At 66.8% G+C, this 15,827-nt stretch carries 16 protein-coding genes and 1 riboswitch; of the genes, 10 read left to right on the plus strand and 6 right to left on the minus strand.

The features are described from left to right. The first annotated feature begins 12 nt into the window (after positions 1-12). A riboswitch (cobalamin riboswitch) is annotated at positions 13-214 on the plus strand. A 116-nt stretch (positions 215-330) separates the two neighbouring features. Then, complete coding sequence (gene metE, locus HNP52_RS12115; RefSeq protein WP_184168319.1) at positions 331-2,631, plus strand: 5-methyltetrahydropteroyltriglutamate--homocysteine S-methyltransferase; 2,301 nt, start codon at positions 331-333, stop codon at positions 2,629-2,631. A gap of 140 nt (positions 2,632-2,771) precedes the next feature. Next, complete coding sequence (locus HNP52_RS12120; RefSeq protein ID WP_184167282.1) at positions 2,772-3,293, plus strand: hypothetical protein; 522 nt, start codon at positions 2,772-2,774, stop codon at positions 3,291-3,293. Positions 3,294-3,297: 4 nt separating this feature from the next. Here the strand turns inward: HNP52_RS12120 and HNP52_RS12125 are convergent, their stop codons facing one another. Further along, entirely contained in the window at positions 3,298-3,858 is a 561-nt protein-coding gene (locus HNP52_RS12125) for a YqgE/AlgH family protein (protein ID WP_184167284.1), read from the minus strand. A gap of 97 nt (positions 3,859-3,955) precedes the next feature. Between HNP52_RS12125 and HNP52_RS12130 the strand changes: the two genes are divergently transcribed. From HNP52_RS12130 to HNP52_RS23100, 4 genes are all read left to right on the plus strand, one after another. Continuing rightward, positions 3,956-4,438: a peroxiredoxin gene (locus tag HNP52_RS12130; protein ID WP_184167286.1), complete on the plus strand. Its 483-nt coding sequence runs from the start codon at positions 3,956-3,958 to the stop codon at positions 4,436-4,438. A gap of 77 nt (positions 4,439-4,515) precedes the next feature. Continuing rightward, positions 4,516-4,770, plus strand: a complete 255-nt coding sequence (locus HNP52_RS12135; RefSeq protein WP_184167288.1) for a hypothetical protein — start codon at positions 4,516-4,518, stop codon at positions 4,768-4,770. A 101-nt stretch (positions 4,771-4,871) separates the two neighbouring features. Further along, positions 4,872-6,317: an AMP nucleosidase gene (locus tag HNP52_RS12140; RefSeq protein ID WP_184167289.1), complete on the plus strand. Its 1,446-nt coding sequence runs from the start codon at positions 4,872-4,874 to the stop codon at positions 6,315-6,317. Between the two features lie 95 nt (positions 6,318-6,412). Next, positions 6,413-6,547, plus strand: coding sequence for a hypothetical protein (locus HNP52_RS23100; RefSeq protein ID WP_260396061.1), 135 nt, complete (start codon positions 6,413-6,415; stop codon positions 6,545-6,547). A 7-nt stretch (positions 6,548-6,554) separates the two neighbouring features. Here the strand turns inward: HNP52_RS23100 and HNP52_RS12145 are convergent, their stop codons facing one another. The 4 genes from HNP52_RS12145 to HNP52_RS12160 form a co-directional block, all read right to left on the minus strand. Further along, on the minus strand, positions 6,555-7,346 hold the full coding sequence (locus tag HNP52_RS12145) for an SIMPL domain-containing protein (RefSeq protein ID WP_184167291.1): 792 nt from the start codon (positions 7,344-7,346) through the stop codon (positions 6,555-6,557). Positions 7,347-7,414: 68 nt separating this feature from the next. Next, positions 7,415-9,229, minus strand: a complete 1,815-nt coding sequence (locus HNP52_RS12150; protein ID WP_184167293.1) for a M2 family metallopeptidase — start codon at positions 9,227-9,229, stop codon at positions 7,415-7,417. A gap of 57 nt (positions 9,230-9,286) precedes the next feature. Continuing rightward, positions 9,287-10,051, minus strand: a complete 765-nt coding sequence (locus tag HNP52_RS12155) for an alpha/beta fold hydrolase (protein ID WP_260396062.1) — start codon at positions 10,049-10,051, stop codon at positions 9,287-9,289. Further along, entirely contained in the window at positions 10,032-10,475 is a 444-nt protein-coding gene (locus HNP52_RS12160; RefSeq protein WP_184167295.1) for a GFA family protein, read from the minus strand. Before HNP52_RS12160 ends, HNP52_RS12155 begins: the two co-directional genes overlap by 20 nt. Positions 10,476-10,560: 85 nt before the next feature. Here HNP52_RS12160 and HNP52_RS12165 point away from each other — a divergent pair, with 85 nt between their 5' ends. Genes HNP52_RS12165 through HNP52_RS12175 form a run of 3 tightly spaced genes read left to right on the plus strand, consistent with a single transcriptional unit; the run spans position 10,561 to position 13,721 of the window. Beyond that, a complete protein-coding gene (locus HNP52_RS12165) occupies positions 10,561-11,007 on the plus strand; it encodes a MarR family winged helix-turn-helix transcriptional regulator (protein ID WP_184167298.1) in 447 nt (148 codons plus the stop codon). Continuing rightward, positions 11,000-12,100 carry an HlyD family secretion protein gene (locus HNP52_RS12170; protein WP_184167300.1) on the plus strand — a complete coding sequence of 367 codons (1,101 nt, stop codon included), beginning with the start codon at positions 11,000-11,002 and terminating at the stop codon, positions 12,098-12,100. Before HNP52_RS12165 ends, HNP52_RS12170 begins: the two co-directional genes overlap by 8 nt. A 1-nt stretch (position 12,101) precedes the next feature. Beyond that, on the plus strand, positions 12,102-13,721 hold the full coding sequence (locus HNP52_RS12175; protein ID WP_184167303.1) for a DHA2 family efflux MFS transporter permease subunit: 1,620 nt from the start codon (positions 12,102-12,104) through the stop codon (positions 13,719-13,721). Here HNP52_RS12175 and HNP52_RS12180 read toward each other — a convergent pair. Further along, positions 13,645-14,994, minus strand: coding sequence for a DUF418 domain-containing protein (locus HNP52_RS12180; RefSeq protein ID WP_311768452.1), 1,350 nt, complete (start codon positions 14,992-14,994; stop codon positions 13,645-13,647). The two genes, HNP52_RS12175 and HNP52_RS12180, sit on opposite strands and share 77 nt — an antisense overlap. 147 nt (positions 14,995-15,141) lie before the next feature. Here HNP52_RS12180 and HNP52_RS12185 point away from each other — a divergent pair, with 147 nt between their 5' ends. Then, positions 15,142-15,792, plus strand: a complete 651-nt coding sequence (locus HNP52_RS12185) for a hypothetical protein (protein ID WP_184167307.1) — start codon at positions 15,142-15,144, stop codon at positions 15,790-15,792. Positions 15,793-15,827 lie beyond the last annotated feature (35 nt).

A 15,827-nucleotide genomic window follows, 5' to 3' on the forward strand; every position in this document is an offset into this window, starting at 1 on the left:
AACCCGACAGGCGGATGCTTAAGCGGTCGAGGTTCTTCCGCCGGGCCAAATCCGCGCGGAAGCTAAGACGGGAAGCCGGTGCGATTCCGGCGCTGCCCCCGCAACTGTAAGCGGCGAGCGGCGGTCCAGCATGTCACTGGGGGCAACCCTGGGAAGACGGATCGTCCGCGCTGACCCGTGAGCCAGGAGACCTGCCTTTGACGCGATAACGTCCACCGGCGGGGTGCCCGGTCTGGCCGCCTGCTTGCCGCGGCCGGGCTATCCGTCCGTTCGCGGCGCGTGTGCGTGTCCATGCCGGTCTCCCCCGCCCTTCATCGGGGTATGAAGACCATGACCGTCACTGTTGCCACGCTCGGCTTTCCGCGGATCGGCCCGCGGCGCGAGCTGAAATTCGCTCTGGAGAAGTTCTGGAGCGGCAAGTCCACCGAAGCCGAACTGCTCGATTCCGCCGCGGGGCTGCGCGCCGCCGCCTGGGCCCGCCAGGCCGCGATCGGAGTCGACTGGCTGCCGTCCAACGACTTCTCCTTCTATGACCATGTGCTCGACACCAGCCTGATGCTGGGTGCGATCCCGGAGCGCTACGGCGTCGCCGCGGGCACCGCGGACCTCGGCACCTATTTCGCGATGGCGCGCGGTACCACGGGTGAAAGCGCGAGCTGCGCGCACGGCCATGGCCACACCGCGCAGGAAATGACCAAATGGTTCGACACCAACTATCACTACATGGTGCCCGAACTGGTCGCGGGGCAGAAGCTCGCCCTCTCCTCCGCCAAGATCGTCGACGAATATCGCGAGGCCAGGGCGCTCGGCTATGAGACCCGCCCGGTGCTGCTCGGACCGGTCACCTGGCTGAGCCTGGCCAAGGGCCGCGACGTCGATCCCTTCGACTATCTCGACGAAGTGCTCGGCCTCTATTCGGCGGTGCTGACCCAGCTCCAGCATGCCGGCGCCGAATGGGTGCAGATCGACGAGCCGATCCTCGTCACCGACCTGAGCGAGCGGCAGCGCGCCGCGATCACCCGCGCCTATGCCAAGCTGCCGCGCCTGGGCCTCAAGATCATGCTCGCCACCTATTTCGGCGCGCTGGAGGATAATCTCACCCTGGCGGTGAACCTGCCGGTGGCCGGGCTGCACCTGGATCTCGTCCGCGCGCCGGACCAGCTCGACAAGATACTGGTCGCCGCGCCCAAGGGGCTGCTGCTCTCGCTCGGCGTGATCGACGGGCGCAATATCTGGCGCGCCGACCTGGAAAGGCTGCTCGACCGGCTGGAGCCGATCGCGGCGACCCGGGACCTGGTGATCGCGCCGTCCTGCTCGCTGCTTCATGTGCCGGTGGACCTGGCGCTGGAGCCGAAGCTCGATGACGAAGTGAAGCAGTGGCTCGCCTTTGCCGTGCAGAAGATCGACGAGTTGGCGACGCTCAAGGATGCGCTCAATGGCGGGCGCGACTGGGTGGCCGCGAAGCTGGCCGCGTCGGGCGCGGCGGCCGCGGCGCGCAAGATCTCGCCGCGCATCCACGATCCGAAGGTCGCGGCGCGGATGGCGGCGGTGAGCGCTGCGATGCGCGAGCGGACCTCGCCCTATGCCACACGCGCCGTGGTGCAGGCGGAAGTGCTCGACCTGCCGCCCTTCCCCACCACCACGATCGGCTCCTTCCCGCAGACCGCCGAAGTGCGCCATGCCCGGGCCGAGCATAATCGCGGCAATCTCGACAGCGCCGCATATGAGCGGTTCCTGCGCGAGGAGACCGCGCGGACGATCCGCTGGCAGGAGGAAGCCGGGCTCGACATGCTGGTGCACGGTGAGTTCGAGCGGAACGACATGGTCCAGTATTTCGGCGAGCAGCTCGCCGGCTTCGCCTTCACCGTGAATGGCTGGGTCCAGTCCTATGGCTCGCGCTGCGTGCGGCCGCCGATCCTCTATGGCGACGTCTCGCGGCCCGCGCCGATGACGGTGGAATGGTGGCGCTATGCCCAGTCGCTGACAGACAAGCCGATGAAGGGCATGCTCACCGGGCCGGTGACGATCCTCAACTGGAGCTTCGTGCGCGACGACCAGCCGCGCGCCGCATCGTGCCAGCAGATCGCGCTGGCGATCCGCGACGAAGTGCTCGACCTGGAGGCCGCCGGCTGCAAGGCGATCCAGATCGACGAGGCGGCGCTGCGCGAGGGCCTGCCGCTCCGGCGGCGCGACTGGGATGGCTATCTCGACTGGGCGGTCGATGCCTTCCGGCTGACCGCGGCGGGCGTGGCCGACGCGACGCAGATCCACACGCATATGTGCTATTCGGAGTTCAACGACATCCTGCCGGCGATCGGCGCGATGGACACCGATGTGATCTCGATCGAGACGGCACGCTCGCAGATGGAACTGCTCGAAGGCTTTGCCGCCTATCGCTATCCGAGCGCGATCGGGCCGGGCGTGTACGACATCCACGCACCGCGCGTGCCGGCGCAGGACGAGATGGTCGAGCTGATGCGGCTCGCCCAGACGCACCTCGCGCCGGAGCAACTCTGGGTGAACCCCGATTGCGGGCTCAAGACCCGCAAATGGGAGGAAGTGAAGCCGGCGATCGACGCGATGGTCGCGGCGGCACGGGCGCTGCGCGTCCGCGTGGCCGAGCCGGCCTGACGATTGGTACCGCCCGGCCATGGTACGGTCGGGCGGTAACTCCGCCGGAAATGGTGGTACCCCAATTTTTGGGCGGTGACGAAAGCCGCGGGACCGGGCAAATCGTGGCTCGCGTCACAATCCACATTGCGAGTTCACCCATGCTCAGGTTCCTTGCGTCTGCGTTGCTCCTTTCGCTCGCCCCCAGCCTGCCCGCCCTTGCGCAGGACAGCGCCGGCATCATCCGCGATGTCGGCGATCCCGGCGGCGACGCGCGGGCCTGGGCGGCGATGATGCGCAACTATCCCGAGCAGGTGAAGGTCAACTGCTGGAAGCTCGGCTGCATGGTCATCATCAACGAGACCGCGAATTACGACGTGGTCGGCTTCTATGTCGATTCCGCCAGCCCGGGCCGCTCGCCGCGCTGGAGCGACAACCAGATGGGCAATGCGCTGGAGCCGCTGAAGGCGACGCTGCGCTTCAAGAATGGCGGGCCGAAGACCTGTGCGCTGCCGGTGCGCTTCGTGCTGCGCCAGCGCGACACGCACGAGAGGATGGACGTCAACACCACCGGCAGCTTCTGCTCGACCCCGCACCAGGACACGGTGGTGCGGATCAAGGTGCTGGAGGGCAAGGTCTATGTCCGCGGCGACGACGAGACGCCGGCGGACCCGACGCACTAGGGCGTCAGGCGGTCCCCGCGCTGTTCGAGAGCAGGCGGGGATCGATGCCGGCACCGGCAAAGGCGACTGCCCAGCGGTCCTCGGCGTCGATGTCATAGATCAGGTCGGGCGTGCCGGTGGTGTTGAACCAGCCATGGCGCGCCATCTCGCTGTCGAGCTGCCCCTCGCTCCAGCCGGCATAGCCGAGCGCGACCAGATATTTGGCGGGGCCGGTACCCTCGGCGATCGCCCGCAGCACGTCGATCGTGCCCGACAGCGCCCAGCGGCCATCGACATCGATCGTGTCCTGCCCGCCCCAGTCGGGCGAATGGAGGACGAAGCCGCGACGCGGCTCGACCGGGCCGCCGAAATGCACCGGCGTGTCGGGCGCGTCGCCCGGCTCGATCTCGAACTGCTTGAGCAGGTCATGGAGGGTCAGCCCCTCGATCGTGTCGCCGATGCCGATGCCGAGCGCCCCCTCATTGTCGTGCGCGCACATCGCGATCACCGCGCGTTCGAAGCGCGGATCGCCGATGCCCGGCATGGCGAGGAGGAACTGGCCGGTAAGGAAAGGTGTCGAGTCCATGCCCGATCAACGTAGCCGCACCACTTCGGCTCCGCACGCTTGAAAATCACCCGCCACAAGCCGATGGAGCGGCACGACTCATTTCCAGGAGAGAAGAATGACCATCCAGGTTGGCGACCGCATTCCCAGCGTAACCTTCGTCAAGGTGACCGAGGCTGGCCCCGACCAGATTTCCTCGGACGACTATTTCGCCGGCCGCAAGGTGGCGATCTTCTCGGTGCCGGGTGCCTTCACCCCCACCTGCTCGGCCAAGCACCTGCCGGGCTTTGTCGAGAAGGCCGAAGAGATCAAGGCGAAGGGCGTGGACGAGATCGCCTGCACCGCGGTCAACGACGCCTTCGTGATGGGCGCCTGGGGCAAGGCCAGCGGCGTCGAGGGCAAGGTGACGATGCTCGCCGACGGCAATGGCGATTTCCCCAAGGCGCTGGGCCTGACCATGGACGGCTCGAAGTTCGGCATGGGCACGCGCGGCCAGCGTTTCTCGATGCTGGTAAACGACGGCGTGGTCGAGCAGCTCAACGTCGAGGCGCCGGGCCAGTTCGAAGTGAGCTCGGCCGAGTATCTTCTCGGCAAGCTGTGAGCTGAACACGGCAGCGTAACGGAACCTTGGAAGGCTCGCCGGAGTTGATCTGGCGAGCTTTTCAGAAAGGGACCGACATGGCCGATACCGAAACTGCCAACGCACTTCCCGAAACGATCGAAGAAGCCAGGGACGAGGCGAAGAGCTTCCTCGCTCAGGCGCAGGAAGCGATCGGCGACGCAGTCGACGCGACCGTTGCCGCGGTGAAGGAGCATCCGATCGCCGCGGCCGGCATCGCCGCCGGAGTCGCGGCGGCAGTGGGCGGGGCCGCCTATGCCGCCACCCAGCTGGGCGGCGACAAGGAACCCGCGGCCAAGCCGGCCAAGAAATAAGCCGGAAAAAATTCCTCCCCTATGGGGAGGGCCAGCCTGGGCCGGGGCTTCCCCCGGCCCATGGTCTTGCCAGAGTCATTTTTGGCGCTTAGCCCTGCAAGATGACTCAAGCATCCGACATCGTCGCCGATCTCGAGCGCCTCTACAACGCCTCGGTCGATCGCCTCAAAGCCGCCCTGAACCGCTATATCAGCGAAGGCACGCCGCCGAGCCCGGAGGACCGGACCGACGGCAGCTTCGCCTATCCCGAGCTGCGCGTAACCTATCGCGGCGGCACCGACCGCAACCGCCCCACCCCGCGCCGCTCGTTCGGCCGGCTGGTCGAGGAAGGCGAGTATCGCATCTCGGTCACCCGCCCGGCGATGTTCAGCCGCTACCTGATCGAGCAGCTGACCTTCCTGATCGAGGATTATGACGTCGAGGTCCATGCCGTCACCGGCCGGCAGGAGATCCCCTTCCCGTACGTGCTCGATCCGGGCCACATCGCCGCGATGGACCAGATCTCGGTCACCGAGCTGGGCCGCCACTTCCCGGCGACCGAGCTGGCGCATATCGGCGACGAGATCGCCGACGGCCTGTGGATGTCCTCGGACTCGACCCGCCCGCTCGCGCTGTTCGACGGGCTGCGCACCGATTTCTCGCTCGCCCGCCTGCGCCACTATACCGGCACCCCGGTCGAGCATTTCCAGCAGTACATCCTGTTCACCAACTATCACCGCTATGTCGACGAGTTCGTCCGCTGGGCGGTCGACCAGCTCGGCGAAGGGTCGCGCTTCACCGGCGTCTCCGGCGCGGGCGGCATCCTGGTCGAGGCCGGGGACGATACCGACCGGCTGCTCAACGACACCTCGGCATGGCGGCGCCACCAGATGCCGGCCTATCACCTGATGGCGAAGGACGGCTCGGGCATCACGCTGGTCAACATCGGCGTCGGCCCGTCCAACGCCAAGACGATCACCGATCACCTCGCGGTGCTGCGCCCCGAGGCATGGCTGATGATCGGGCATTGCGGCGGCCTGCGTCCGAGCCAGCGGATCGGCGACTATGTCCTCGCCCACGCCTATCTGCGCGACGATCACATCATGGACGACGTGCTGCCGCCGGAGATCCCGATTCCCGCCATCGCCGAAGTCCAGCTCGCCCTCGCCCGCGCCGCCGGCACCATCTCCGGCCAGTCGGGCGACGAGCTCAAGCAGCGGCTGCGCACCGGCACGATCGTCACCACCGACGATCGCAACTGGGAGCTGCGCTATTCGCAATCGGCGCTGCGCTTCTCGCTGAGCCGCGCGGTCGGCATCGACATGGAGTCTGCCACGCTCGCAGCGCAAGGCTATCGCTTCCGCGTGCCCTACGGCACGCTGCTCTGCGTCTCGGACAAGCCGCTCCACGGCGAGCTCAAGCTGCCGGGCCAGGCGAACCTGTTCTACGAGCGCGCGATCGCCGAGCACCTCAAGATCGGTATCGAGACCTGCGAGGAGCTGCGCCGCGAAGGCGCCAAGCTCCACTCCCGCAAGCTGCGCGCGTTCAACGAGCCGCCGTTCCGCTAAGACTGTCCGCCGTCATCCTTCCTTCGGGTAGGATGACGGGACCGGGCGGACATCCTATCTCGGCGGTGCGTTCAGCCCTGTTGAGGAGAGCCACCATGATCGACCCCGAGGAACAGCCCGAAGCCGAGGCGCCGCACGCGCACCAGTCCGACGGCACCGACAGCTCGGCCGAATGGGACGCGCAGATCGCCGACGAGGGCATGATCCCCGACAGCGATCCGCCCGCCTGAATCCCGCTCAAGGCGTGAGCACGAACTCCACGATCACGCTCTCCTCAATGTGCACCAGGCCAGGCTTTGGCGCCGGCTTGGCTCGGCCAAACGGCGCATTCTCGAACAGTCGCTGCACACTGGGCGGCAGGAGCTGGCCAGCCTCGTCGATCGCCACCAGCTTTATGGTCTTGTAGCCGAGCGAACGTGCATAGGCGTCGGCATCGGCACGCGCGGCCGCAAGCGCACGGGTCTTCGCCTCGCGTCGCAGGCCCGGCTCGTCATCGATCTGCGACTGCTCGCTGCCCAGCCCGACATTGATCTGCTGGAGTCCGGCACGCACCTCGGCGAGTTGCGCTGGAGAGGTGAAGGTGATGATCACCGAACCGCCTAGGCGTGGCGGCAACGGCGAATATCGCGGGGGCGCCGGCGGAAGCGGCACCCTCGGCGTCGTTGTGATGACCGGCGGCGCCAGGGGTGCGGATCGCGGTGGTGCGGGTGGTGCGGGCGGCACAACTACCGGAACAGCCACCGAGGCCATCAATGGCGGCCAGTCTCCGCGCACCACCGCACTCGCGGGCAGGCCTGCCTTGGCCACGATCCGGACGATTTCGCGGTACTTCTCTTCGCGCGCGGTCTCCATGGCCTTCGGATCGCCATTCTCGCCCCAGAAGGTAGCGGTGGCGGTGATCACGCTGGCCGGGCGATCGATCACCCCGTCGCCGACAATCTTGAGGCGCACTTCCTGCGCTGCCGCCGGCAGCGCGAAGGCAGTAAAGGGCAAGGCGAGAAGAGCTGCCCGCAACATCCTGATTCGCATTTAGATCCCCCCTTTAAGACACGCTGCCCTAACATGGCGTCAGGGCAGCGGCCTTGAACAAAGCCGACTTACCAGCCCTGCGGCTGCCCCTTGTTCTGCTCGTCGAGCCACTTCTTCAGCGGGGCGAAATATTCCGCCATCGCCTTGCCCGACATTTCGCGCGAGCCGGTGAATTCCTGCAGCGCGTCCGGCCAGGGCTTGGACGCGCCCATCGCCAGCATCTTGTCGAGCTTCGCGCCCACTTCCTTGTTGCCGTAGAAGGAGCAGCGATGGAGCGGGCCCTTCCAGCCGGCCTGGTCGCACGCCGCCTTGTAGAATTGGAACTGGAGCACCCGCGCCAGGAAATAGCGCGTATAGGGCGTGGTCGCCGGGATGTGGAACTTGGCGCCCGGATCGAAGCGGGTCTCGTCGCGCGCCACCGGCGGTACGATGCCCTGATATTGCAGGCGCAGCTTGTCCCAGCCGGCCTGGTAGCCGTTCGTCGGGATCTGGCCCGAGAACACGCCCCAGCGCCACTTGTCGACCAGCAGGCCGAACGGCAGGAACGCCACCTTGTCCATCGCCTGGCGCAGCAACAGGCCGATGTCCTTGTCCGCGCTCGGCACCTGCGACTTGTCGAGCAGGCCGATCTGGACGAGGTAGTCCGGCGTGATCGACAGCGCGATGAAGTCGCCGATCGCCTCGTGGAAGCCGTCATTGGCGCCGTCGAGGTACAGCGTCGACTGCTTGTTGTAGGCGCGCTGATAATAGTTGTGGCCGAGCTCGTGGTGGATGGTCACGAAGTCGTCGGCATTGACCTTGATGCACATCTTGATGCGCAGGTCGTCGACATTGTCGATGTCCCAGGCCGAGGCATGGCAGACGACTTCGCGGTCCTCCGGCTTCACGAACTGCGAGCGCTCCCAGAAGGTGCCCGGCAGCGGCGCGAAGCCAAGCGACGAGTAGAAGCCCTCGCCGGCCTTCACCATCTTGAGATGGTCATAGCCCTTGGCCTTGAGCAGCTCGCCCACGTCATAGCCGACGCTGCCGGCGCCGGCGGGCGCCACGATGTCATAGATATTGCCCCATTCCTGCGCCCACATGTTGCCGAGCAGATCGGCGCGAATCGGGCCCTTGGCGGGCTGGACGGCGCTGCCATATTTCTCGTTGAGCTTGCGGCGCACATAGGTGTGCAGCGCGATGTAGAGCGGCTTGAGGTCGTTCCAGATCTTGTCGGTGGTCGCGGCGAAGGCGGCCGGATCCATGTCGTAGCCCGAACGCCACATCGCGCCGACATCGTCATAGCCGAGGCCCGTCGCGCCCTTGTTGGCGATGCCGACCAGCTTGGCATAGTCGCCGCGCATCGGCGCGCCGACATTGTCGTTCCAGCTGACCCACATTTCCTTGAGCTTGGCGGGATCGCGCTCCTCGCCCATCGCCGCCTCGATGTCCGATCCGTTGATCGGCTTGCCGTTCAGCGTGCCCTTGCCCGCACCGTAGATGCCGGTGATCTTGGCCGAGAGGCCGGCCAGCTCCTCCGCCGCGCCCGGGGTGGTCGGCGCCGGCAGCACGATCTTGTTGCGGAGCATCGCGAGCTTGCGGCTGGTATCATAGTCGAGGCCCGGCACATTGGCGTACTTGGCCGCGCCCAGCGCGAGATCGACCTGCAGCGAGGTGAGCTTGGCGCCTTCGCGCGCCGTCATCGCCTCGGTGTCCTGGTTGATATAGGTGCTGTAGACCCAGTCGGCGCGCGCGGCGACGACACCCTGGGCGCCGAGCTTCGCCTCGGCATCGGCGACGAACGCCTTGGCCTCGGCAGCGGTCGGCGTCTTGTCCTGCGCGCCGGCGGGCGCGACGACTAGGGCGGCCGCAAGCGCGAGCGCCGAAATACCGGTACGGATCATGGGAAGGCCCCTCTTATATCTGGATGGGGCCGACGATGGAGATGCGTTCCCGGGCGGTCAAGCCGCGAAGAAATCGGCGATCGCGCGCCCCAGCTCCGGCCGGGTGACGGCGCTCATGTGGTTGCCGGGAATCTCGACGAAGGTGGCGTTGGGCAGCAGGTCCGCAAGTTCATGCGCCGAGCCGTTATGATCGTCCTCCACGCCGGCGACGACCAAGGTCTCCTCGGTCAGCCGGGCGAGATGCGCTTCCTGGGTATCGACAAAGGTATCGAGCACCGGCAGCAGCGCCAGCGGATCGGCCTTGGAGGTCTTGAGGAAGGCTTCGGTCAGCCATTCGCTCGAACCGCGCTCAAACGTCCCGAGATTGGTGAGCACGCGGCGGAAATAGGTGCCGGTGCGCGAGGCGGCGGTGAGGCCCGAAAGCCCCATGCCGGCGAGCATCACCTTGCGCGGCGTGGCGCCGCCGTCGACGATCATCCGCACCGTGGTCCGCGCGCCGAGCGAATAGCCGCCCAGGTCATAATCGGTCAGGCCCAGATGCTCGACCAGCGCCAGGCCGTCGCGCGCGGTCACGTCCGGCGGATAGCTGGCGGCTTCGTGCGGCGCGGCGCTCATCCCATGCCCGCGCAGATCGGGCATGATCACCCGGAAGCCCTTCTCCGCGAGCTTGGCGGCATGGCCGTACTTGATCCAGTTGATCTCCGCGGTGGAGGCGTAGCCATGGACCAGCACCGCGTCCCTGCCCTCGCCCATCACATGCCAGGCAAGCTCGGCGCCGTCGAAGCTGGTGAAGCGGTGCGTTTCAATCGGGAAGTCGGCCAACTTTATCCATCCAGCGTTTGACGAGGCTCGGGTTCTCTTCGGTCCGTGATGCCGGCAGGTGGCTCGTGTCAAGCCACGCGCGGTGCCAGCTTTCGCATCCCGAATGCTCGGTGGGGACGAAACCGCCCGGATCGTCGAAGCTGCCGATCGTCAGGTCGAGCCGGTCATGGCCGTGCGCTTCATAGGTCAGCGGCGTGCCGCACTGGTAGCAGAAGCCGCGCCGGGCGATCGGGGAAGACGGGTAGCGCTCGGGCTCCCGCTCCCAGCGTACATCCGTCCTGGCGACATTCTTGAACGCGATCGAGACGCCGCCGGTGGCGCGCTGGCACATGCGGCAATGGCAGAGATAGGCCTCGTCATCGCGCACCGTCACCGAATAGCGCACCCGGCCGCACTGGCAGCCGCCGGTCATCTGCGTTTCCATGGTTGCACTCCTTGCAATTATTGCGACGCACAATGCACTCAGGTTGCAGATTGCAATCTATAAGTGTGCTTATTATGTGCGCGCTATGACCGAGAGTCTTGGATTCCTCTTGAGCGATACCGCTCGCCTGCTGCGCCGCCGTTTCGACGAGCGGGCGCGCAGCAGCGGCGCGAGCGTGGCGCAGTGGCGCGCGCTCAAGATCCTCTCGCGCCAGCCCGGCCTCAATCAGGGCCAACTGGCCGAGCAGCTCGAAGTCGAGCCGATCACCGCGTGCCGGATGGTCGACCGACTGGAGGAAGCCGGCTTCGTCGAGCGCCGCCGCGATCCCGCCGATCGCCGCGCCTGGCGGATCCACCTCACCGAAAAGGCCGATCCGGTGCTCGACGAGCTCCAGGAGCTGGCCGGGGTGATGATCGAAGATGCGCTTCAGGGGTTGAGCTCCGTGCAGCGTGAAGAACTGGTCGGATCGCTCCAGGCGATCCGCGCTAACCTGAGCAACGTTCAAGAGGGCAAAGAGGCCGCAAATGGCTGACGCAGATCCCAAGATCGAGAAGTCCGAAGAGACCAGGATCACCATCGAGAGCGAAGGCACGGCCGCGCCGGAGGCACCGGCCAAGCCGAAGCGCGGGCTGCTGCGTCCGCTGCTGATGTTCGGCGTGCCGGCGATCCTGCTCGCCATCGTGGGCTATTTCTACTTCACCGGCGGCCACAGCGTGTCGACCGACAATGCCTATGTGCAGCAGGACAAGAGCTCGGTCTCGACCGACGTCGCCGGGCGCATCGTCTATGTCGGGGTGAAGGAGAACCAGGCGGTCAAGGCGGGCGACGTGCTGTTCCGCATCGATCCCGAGCCCTACAAGATCGCGGTGGCCCAGGCCCAGGCCGCGATCGCCGCGGCGCAGGTGCAGCTCAACACCGACCAGGTGAGCTTCCAGGGCAAGGGCGCCGACATCCAGGCGGCGCAGGACGCGATCCAGAACGCCCAGGAGAATTACGACCGGCAGAACGCGCTGATGAAGCAGGGCTTCACGACGCGGGCGAACTTCCAGTCGGCCCAGCATGCGCTCGAGCAGGCGCGGGCCCAGCTGCAGAATGCCCAGGCCAGTGCCAATGAGGCGCGGGCCAAGATCGCCACCGGCGCGGCGGTGCCCGGCGAGAACCCGCAGATCGCGGCGGCGCGGGTGCAGCTGAGCAAGGCGCTGCTCGACCTGCAGCGCACCACGGTGGTCGCGCCGGTCAGCGGCGTGGTCAGCCAGACCAAGAGCCTGCAGGTCGGCCAGCAGATGATCACCGGCCTCGCGGCGGTGACGATCGTCTCGGACAAGCCGGCATGGGTCGATGCGAACTTCAAGGAGACCGATCTCAACAAGATGCGGGTCGGCCAGTGCGCGATTGTCGGCTTCGATGCCTATCCGGGCCTCGAGCTGCGAGGGCATGTCGAATCCCTCGGCGCAGGCACCGGCAGCGAATTTTCCGTCCTCCCGGCCCAGAATGCCAACGGCAATTGGGTGAAGGTGACGCAGCGCGTACCGGTACGCATCGCGATCGACGAGAAGAGCCCGCGCGCGCTGATCGCCGGCATCTCGGCCGACGTGAAGGTCGTGTTCAACGGCCCCTGCAAGTAACATGGCGTCGGCAGCCCCCGGCCGCGCCACCAGGGCGGGTGAGGCGTCTCCCTCTACGCCTCCCCGCCCGCAAGCCGCTCCCCCGTCGGGGGGCGGCGCTGCACTGCCCGTAAAGTACAAGGGCCTTCTCACGCTCGGCGTCATGATGGCGACGATCATGCAGATCCTCGACACGACCATCGCCAATGTCGCCATCCCGCATATGCAGGCGTCGCTCGGCGCCACCCGCGACACGATCAACTGGGTGCTGACGAGCTATATCGTCGCCTCGGCCATCGCGATCCCGATCACCGGCTGGCTTTCCGACCGGATCGGCTCGCGCAACCTGTTCCTGATCTCCACCGTCGGCTTCGTCATCGCCTCCGCGATGTGCGGCGCGGCGCAGACGCTGGAGGAGATGGTCGCCTTCCGCATCCTGCAGGGCATCACCGCGGCGTTCCTCAACCCGCTGAGCCAGACAGTGATGCTCGACATCAACAAGCCCGAGGACCAGCCCAAGGCGATGTCGATCTGGGGCATGGGCATCATGGTCGGCCCGATCATGGGCCCGCTGATCGGCGGCTACCTGACCGACAATTTCGACTGGCGCTGGGTATTCTACGTCAACCTGCCGGTGGGCGTGGTCTGCTTCGCGATCCTGTGGTGGCTCCTCCCCTCGCGGCCGATCCGCAAGCGCCAGTTCGACGCGTTCGGCTTCTCGCTGCTCGCCATCGCCATCGCCTCGCTGCAGCTGATGCTCGATCGCGGGCAGGACCAGGACTGGTTCTCCTCCACCGAGATCTGGGTGGAGATGCTGGTGTCGATCATCGCCTTCTGGATGTTCTTCGTGCACCTGTTCACCGGCAAGAACCCGATGTTCGAGCGCGAGCTGTGGAAGCATCGCAACCTCGTCACCGGCATCTTCTTCATGATGGTGATCGGCCTGGTGATGATGGCGACGATGGCGCTGCTGCCGCCGATGCTGCAGAGCCTGTACGGCTATTCGGTGTTCGACACCGGCCTGTTGCTGATGCCGCGTGGCGTGGGCGTGGTGATCACGATGTTCGCGGGTGCGCAGCTGATCCAGCGCGGCTGGCTCGATCCGCGCTGGTCCGTCGGCATCGGCCTGGCGATCGCGGCGGTCTCGCTGTGGGAGATGTCGGGCTGGACGATCGAGATGGGCAGCACGCCCTTCATCGTCTCGGGCTTCGTCCAGGGCCTGGGCCTCGGCCTGGTGTTCATGCCGCTCAACGGCCTGGCCTTTGCCGGCCTCCCCCCGCATTTTCGTACCGAGGGCTCGAGCCTGCTCAACCTGACCCGCAATATCGGCGCGTCGGTGGGCATCTCGGCGGTGAGCGCGATCCTGGCGCAGAACATCCAGCGCAGCCACCAGTATCTGGGTGAGCACGTCACCGCGACGACGATGAACGGCATGGGCTCGCTGATCCAGGGCATGGGCCAGCAGGGCGCGATGATCACCGGCATGATGGACGCCGAAGTGAACCGCCAGGCGGCAATGATCGCCTATCTCAACGACTTCTGGCTGATGGCGATCGTGACCGCGATCAGCGTGCCGCTGGTGGTGCTGCTGCAGAAGCCGGGCGGGAAAGTGGAGAATGATCCGGCTGCGGCGGGGCACTGAGCTCCGCCCGCCGGAAGGGCTGCGGCTTGACATAGGCCAGGCTGCGCCACGCCCATTCTAGCGGGCCGCTGACGAAGTGGCGCATCCATAGATTGGCGAAGGCGACCAGCGCGACGATCCCGATCGTCGAGATCGCCGCCATCTCGGCCCAGCCAAACCGCCCCCAGAGGTTGAAGCCCCAGGGCGCGAACAGGATGTACATGCCGACGATCTGCTGGAGGAAGTAGAGCGAGAAGGCCATGCGGCCCGGCGCCTTGAACAGACCGAGCACCGCGGCGCCGGTGCGGCCCTTCACCGCGAGATTGACCAGGGCAAGATGCCCCAGGCCGATCGCCATCCGGGCGAACTCGCCGGTGATCCACAAGCTGCGCGGACCGGGCGAGAAGCTGAGCGTCTCGGCCAGCCCGATCCAGCGCGCGGTGAGCCCGAACCCGTAGCCGGCCACCATCAGCCACAGGTAGAAACGCGCGCTCCGCAGCCCATGGATCACGCCCCATTTCCACAGCGCGACGCCGATCAGCATCGTGCAGAACGCCTCCAGCACGTCCCAGACCAGCCATTCGCTGGCGAGATAGCTCCAATAGCGCCAGGCGTTCTTCGCATAGGGCAGCCAACCGCCCTGATGCGCCGCATGCTCGCGGGCAACCGCCTGGGCATCGGGGACATGGGTCTCGAGCTTGCGCCATTCGGTCAGCGCGGCCGGATCGCCCGCCTCGACCTTCTGCACAAGCTCGGTCCGCGCGACATATTCGCGGGCGCCGTATTCGGGGATGCCGAGCCCGGTGATCACCGCCCAGCCCAGCCCCAGCACGACCAGCGTCTTCGGCCCCAAGGTGCGGAACGGGAAGAGGAACAGCGCCGCGAGCGCGTAGATGTGGAGGATATCGCCCGGCCAGAGCAGCACGAACACGTCGAACAGGCCGAACGCCAGCAGCCAGAGGTTGCGGCGATAATAGAGGTCGGCGACCGCGACCGGCCCGTCGGGTTCCATCGCCTTGCGCGCCAGCACCATCATGCCCGCACCGAACAGGAATTCGAGCAGGCAGCGCTGGGTGCCGGCGAAGAACAGGTTCACCGCCCACCAGGCATCGCGGTCCGCCGCGGTCCAGCCGATCAGCCGGACATCGGCCGAGAAGGTCCAGACGCTGGCGGCCATGTACGGCACGTTGATGTAGAAGATGCCGAGGATCGCCAGCCCGCGCAGCATGTCGAGCACATCGATGCGGGCCTTGCCGCGCACCGGCGCCAATCCGGCATTGCCCGTTTCCACCACGCGTCGCGACCCACCCCAGAGAAGGGACCGGTCTAATCTGGATCAGTCAATTCCCGGTAAAGAAGCGCGATGCGGTTCACGTGCCGCCGCAACGTCTCGTCCTGCGCGTCGATTCAGGATAGGATCGGGCAACAGAGGGGAATGCAGATGCGGATCAAGATGCTTGCCATGGTTTCCGCCGCGCTCGTGCTGGGGGCCGCCGCCCCGCCGCGCCCTGCCCCGATCGAGCAGCTCGACGTGGCGCTGCACGAACTCACCCCCAATGGCGGCGACTTCACCCTGGCCACCATCCCGGCCGACGAGCGCGGCGCCTTCGCCCGCGCACGGGTGGACCGCATCGAAGTGGATCCCGACGCGCTCGCGCTGGTCGAGGATCGCCAAAGCGCCCGTGCGCTCGCCGCGATGCTCCTCAGCTATTTCGCTATGCCCGATCCCCCGCGCATCACCACCAGCCCTTCGCGCGTGGGAACCACGGTTGCGGCAGCCGGCGCGATCCTGCTCGGCACCAAGGTGATCGACCCGACAGACAAGAAGGATTTCGGCTACGAGGAGCAGGCGCGCCCGGCATTCCAACTTGGCTGGTTCCCGCCGGCGCGCGAAGGGCCGGAAGCCGGCGCGATCCGCGCATCGCGGATGGTCGCGATGCTCAACAAGGCCGGCGGCTGCTCGGGCCCGCTCGCCGATGTGCTGGACAGTGCCGAGAAGCTCGGCAACCGCGAAGCGGCCGACCTCGCCCGCCGCGTCCGCAAGGACCTGGGCCGCTCGATCTACCCGCCCGACTATAGCTGCGGCGGCTGATTTCCGCTGCGCCGGCACGCGCAACAAATTATTAC

The organism is Sphingomonas kyeonggiensis (assembly GCF_014204495.1).
GTDB lineage: Bacteria > Pseudomonadota > Alphaproteobacteria > Sphingomonadales > Sphingomonadaceae > Sphingomonas > Sphingomonas kyeonggiensis_A.

Bases quoted from the DNA above. Each gene is read 5' to 3' on its own strand.
- metE (WP_184168319.1), top strand. From the start codon at position 331: ATGACCGTCACTGTTGCCACGCTCGGCTTTCCGCGGATCGGCCCGCGG.
- HNP52_RS12120 (WP_184167282.1), top strand. From the start codon at position 2,772: ATGCTCAGGTTCCTTGCGTCTGCGTTGCTCCTTTCGCTCGCCCCCAGC.
- HNP52_RS12125 (WP_184167284.1), bottom strand. From the start codon at position 3,858: ATGGACTCGACACCTTTCCTTACCGGCCAGTTCCTCCTCGCCATGCCG.
- HNP52_RS12130 (WP_184167286.1), top strand. From the start codon at position 3,956: ATGACCATCCAGGTTGGCGACCGCATTCCCAGCGTAACCTTCGTCAAG.
- HNP52_RS12135 (WP_184167288.1), top strand. From the start codon at position 4,516: ATGGCCGATACCGAAACTGCCAACGCACTTCCCGAAACGATCGAAGAA.
- HNP52_RS12140 (WP_184167289.1), top strand. From the start codon at position 4,872: ATGACTCAAGCATCCGACATCGTCGCCGATCTCGAGCGCCTCTACAAC.
- HNP52_RS23100 (WP_260396061.1), top strand. From the start codon at position 6,413: ATGATCGACCCCGAGGAACAGCCCGAAGCCGAGGCGCCGCACGCGCAC.
- HNP52_RS12145 (WP_184167291.1), bottom strand. From the start codon at position 7,346: ATGCGAATCAGGATGTTGCGGGCAGCTCTTCTCGCCTTGCCCTTTACT.
- HNP52_RS12150 (WP_184167293.1), bottom strand. From the start codon at position 9,229: ATGATCCGTACCGGTATTTCGGCGCTCGCGCTTGCGGCCGCCCTAGTC.
- HNP52_RS12160 (WP_184167295.1), bottom strand. From the start codon at position 10,475: ATGGAAACGCAGATGACCGGCGGCTGCCAGTGCGGCCGGGTGCGCTAT.
- HNP52_RS12165 (WP_184167298.1), top strand. From the start codon at position 10,561: ATGACCGAGAGTCTTGGATTCCTCTTGAGCGATACCGCTCGCCTGCTG.
- HNP52_RS12170 (WP_184167300.1), top strand. From the start codon at position 11,000: ATGGCTGACGCAGATCCCAAGATCGAGAAGTCCGAAGAGACCAGGATC.
- HNP52_RS12175 (WP_184167303.1), top strand. From the start codon at position 12,102: ATGGCGTCGGCAGCCCCCGGCCGCGCCACCAGGGCGGGTGAGGCGTCT.
- HNP52_RS12185 (WP_184167307.1), top strand. From the start codon at position 15,142: ATGCGGATCAAGATGCTTGCCATGGTTTCCGCCGCGCTCGTGCTGGGG.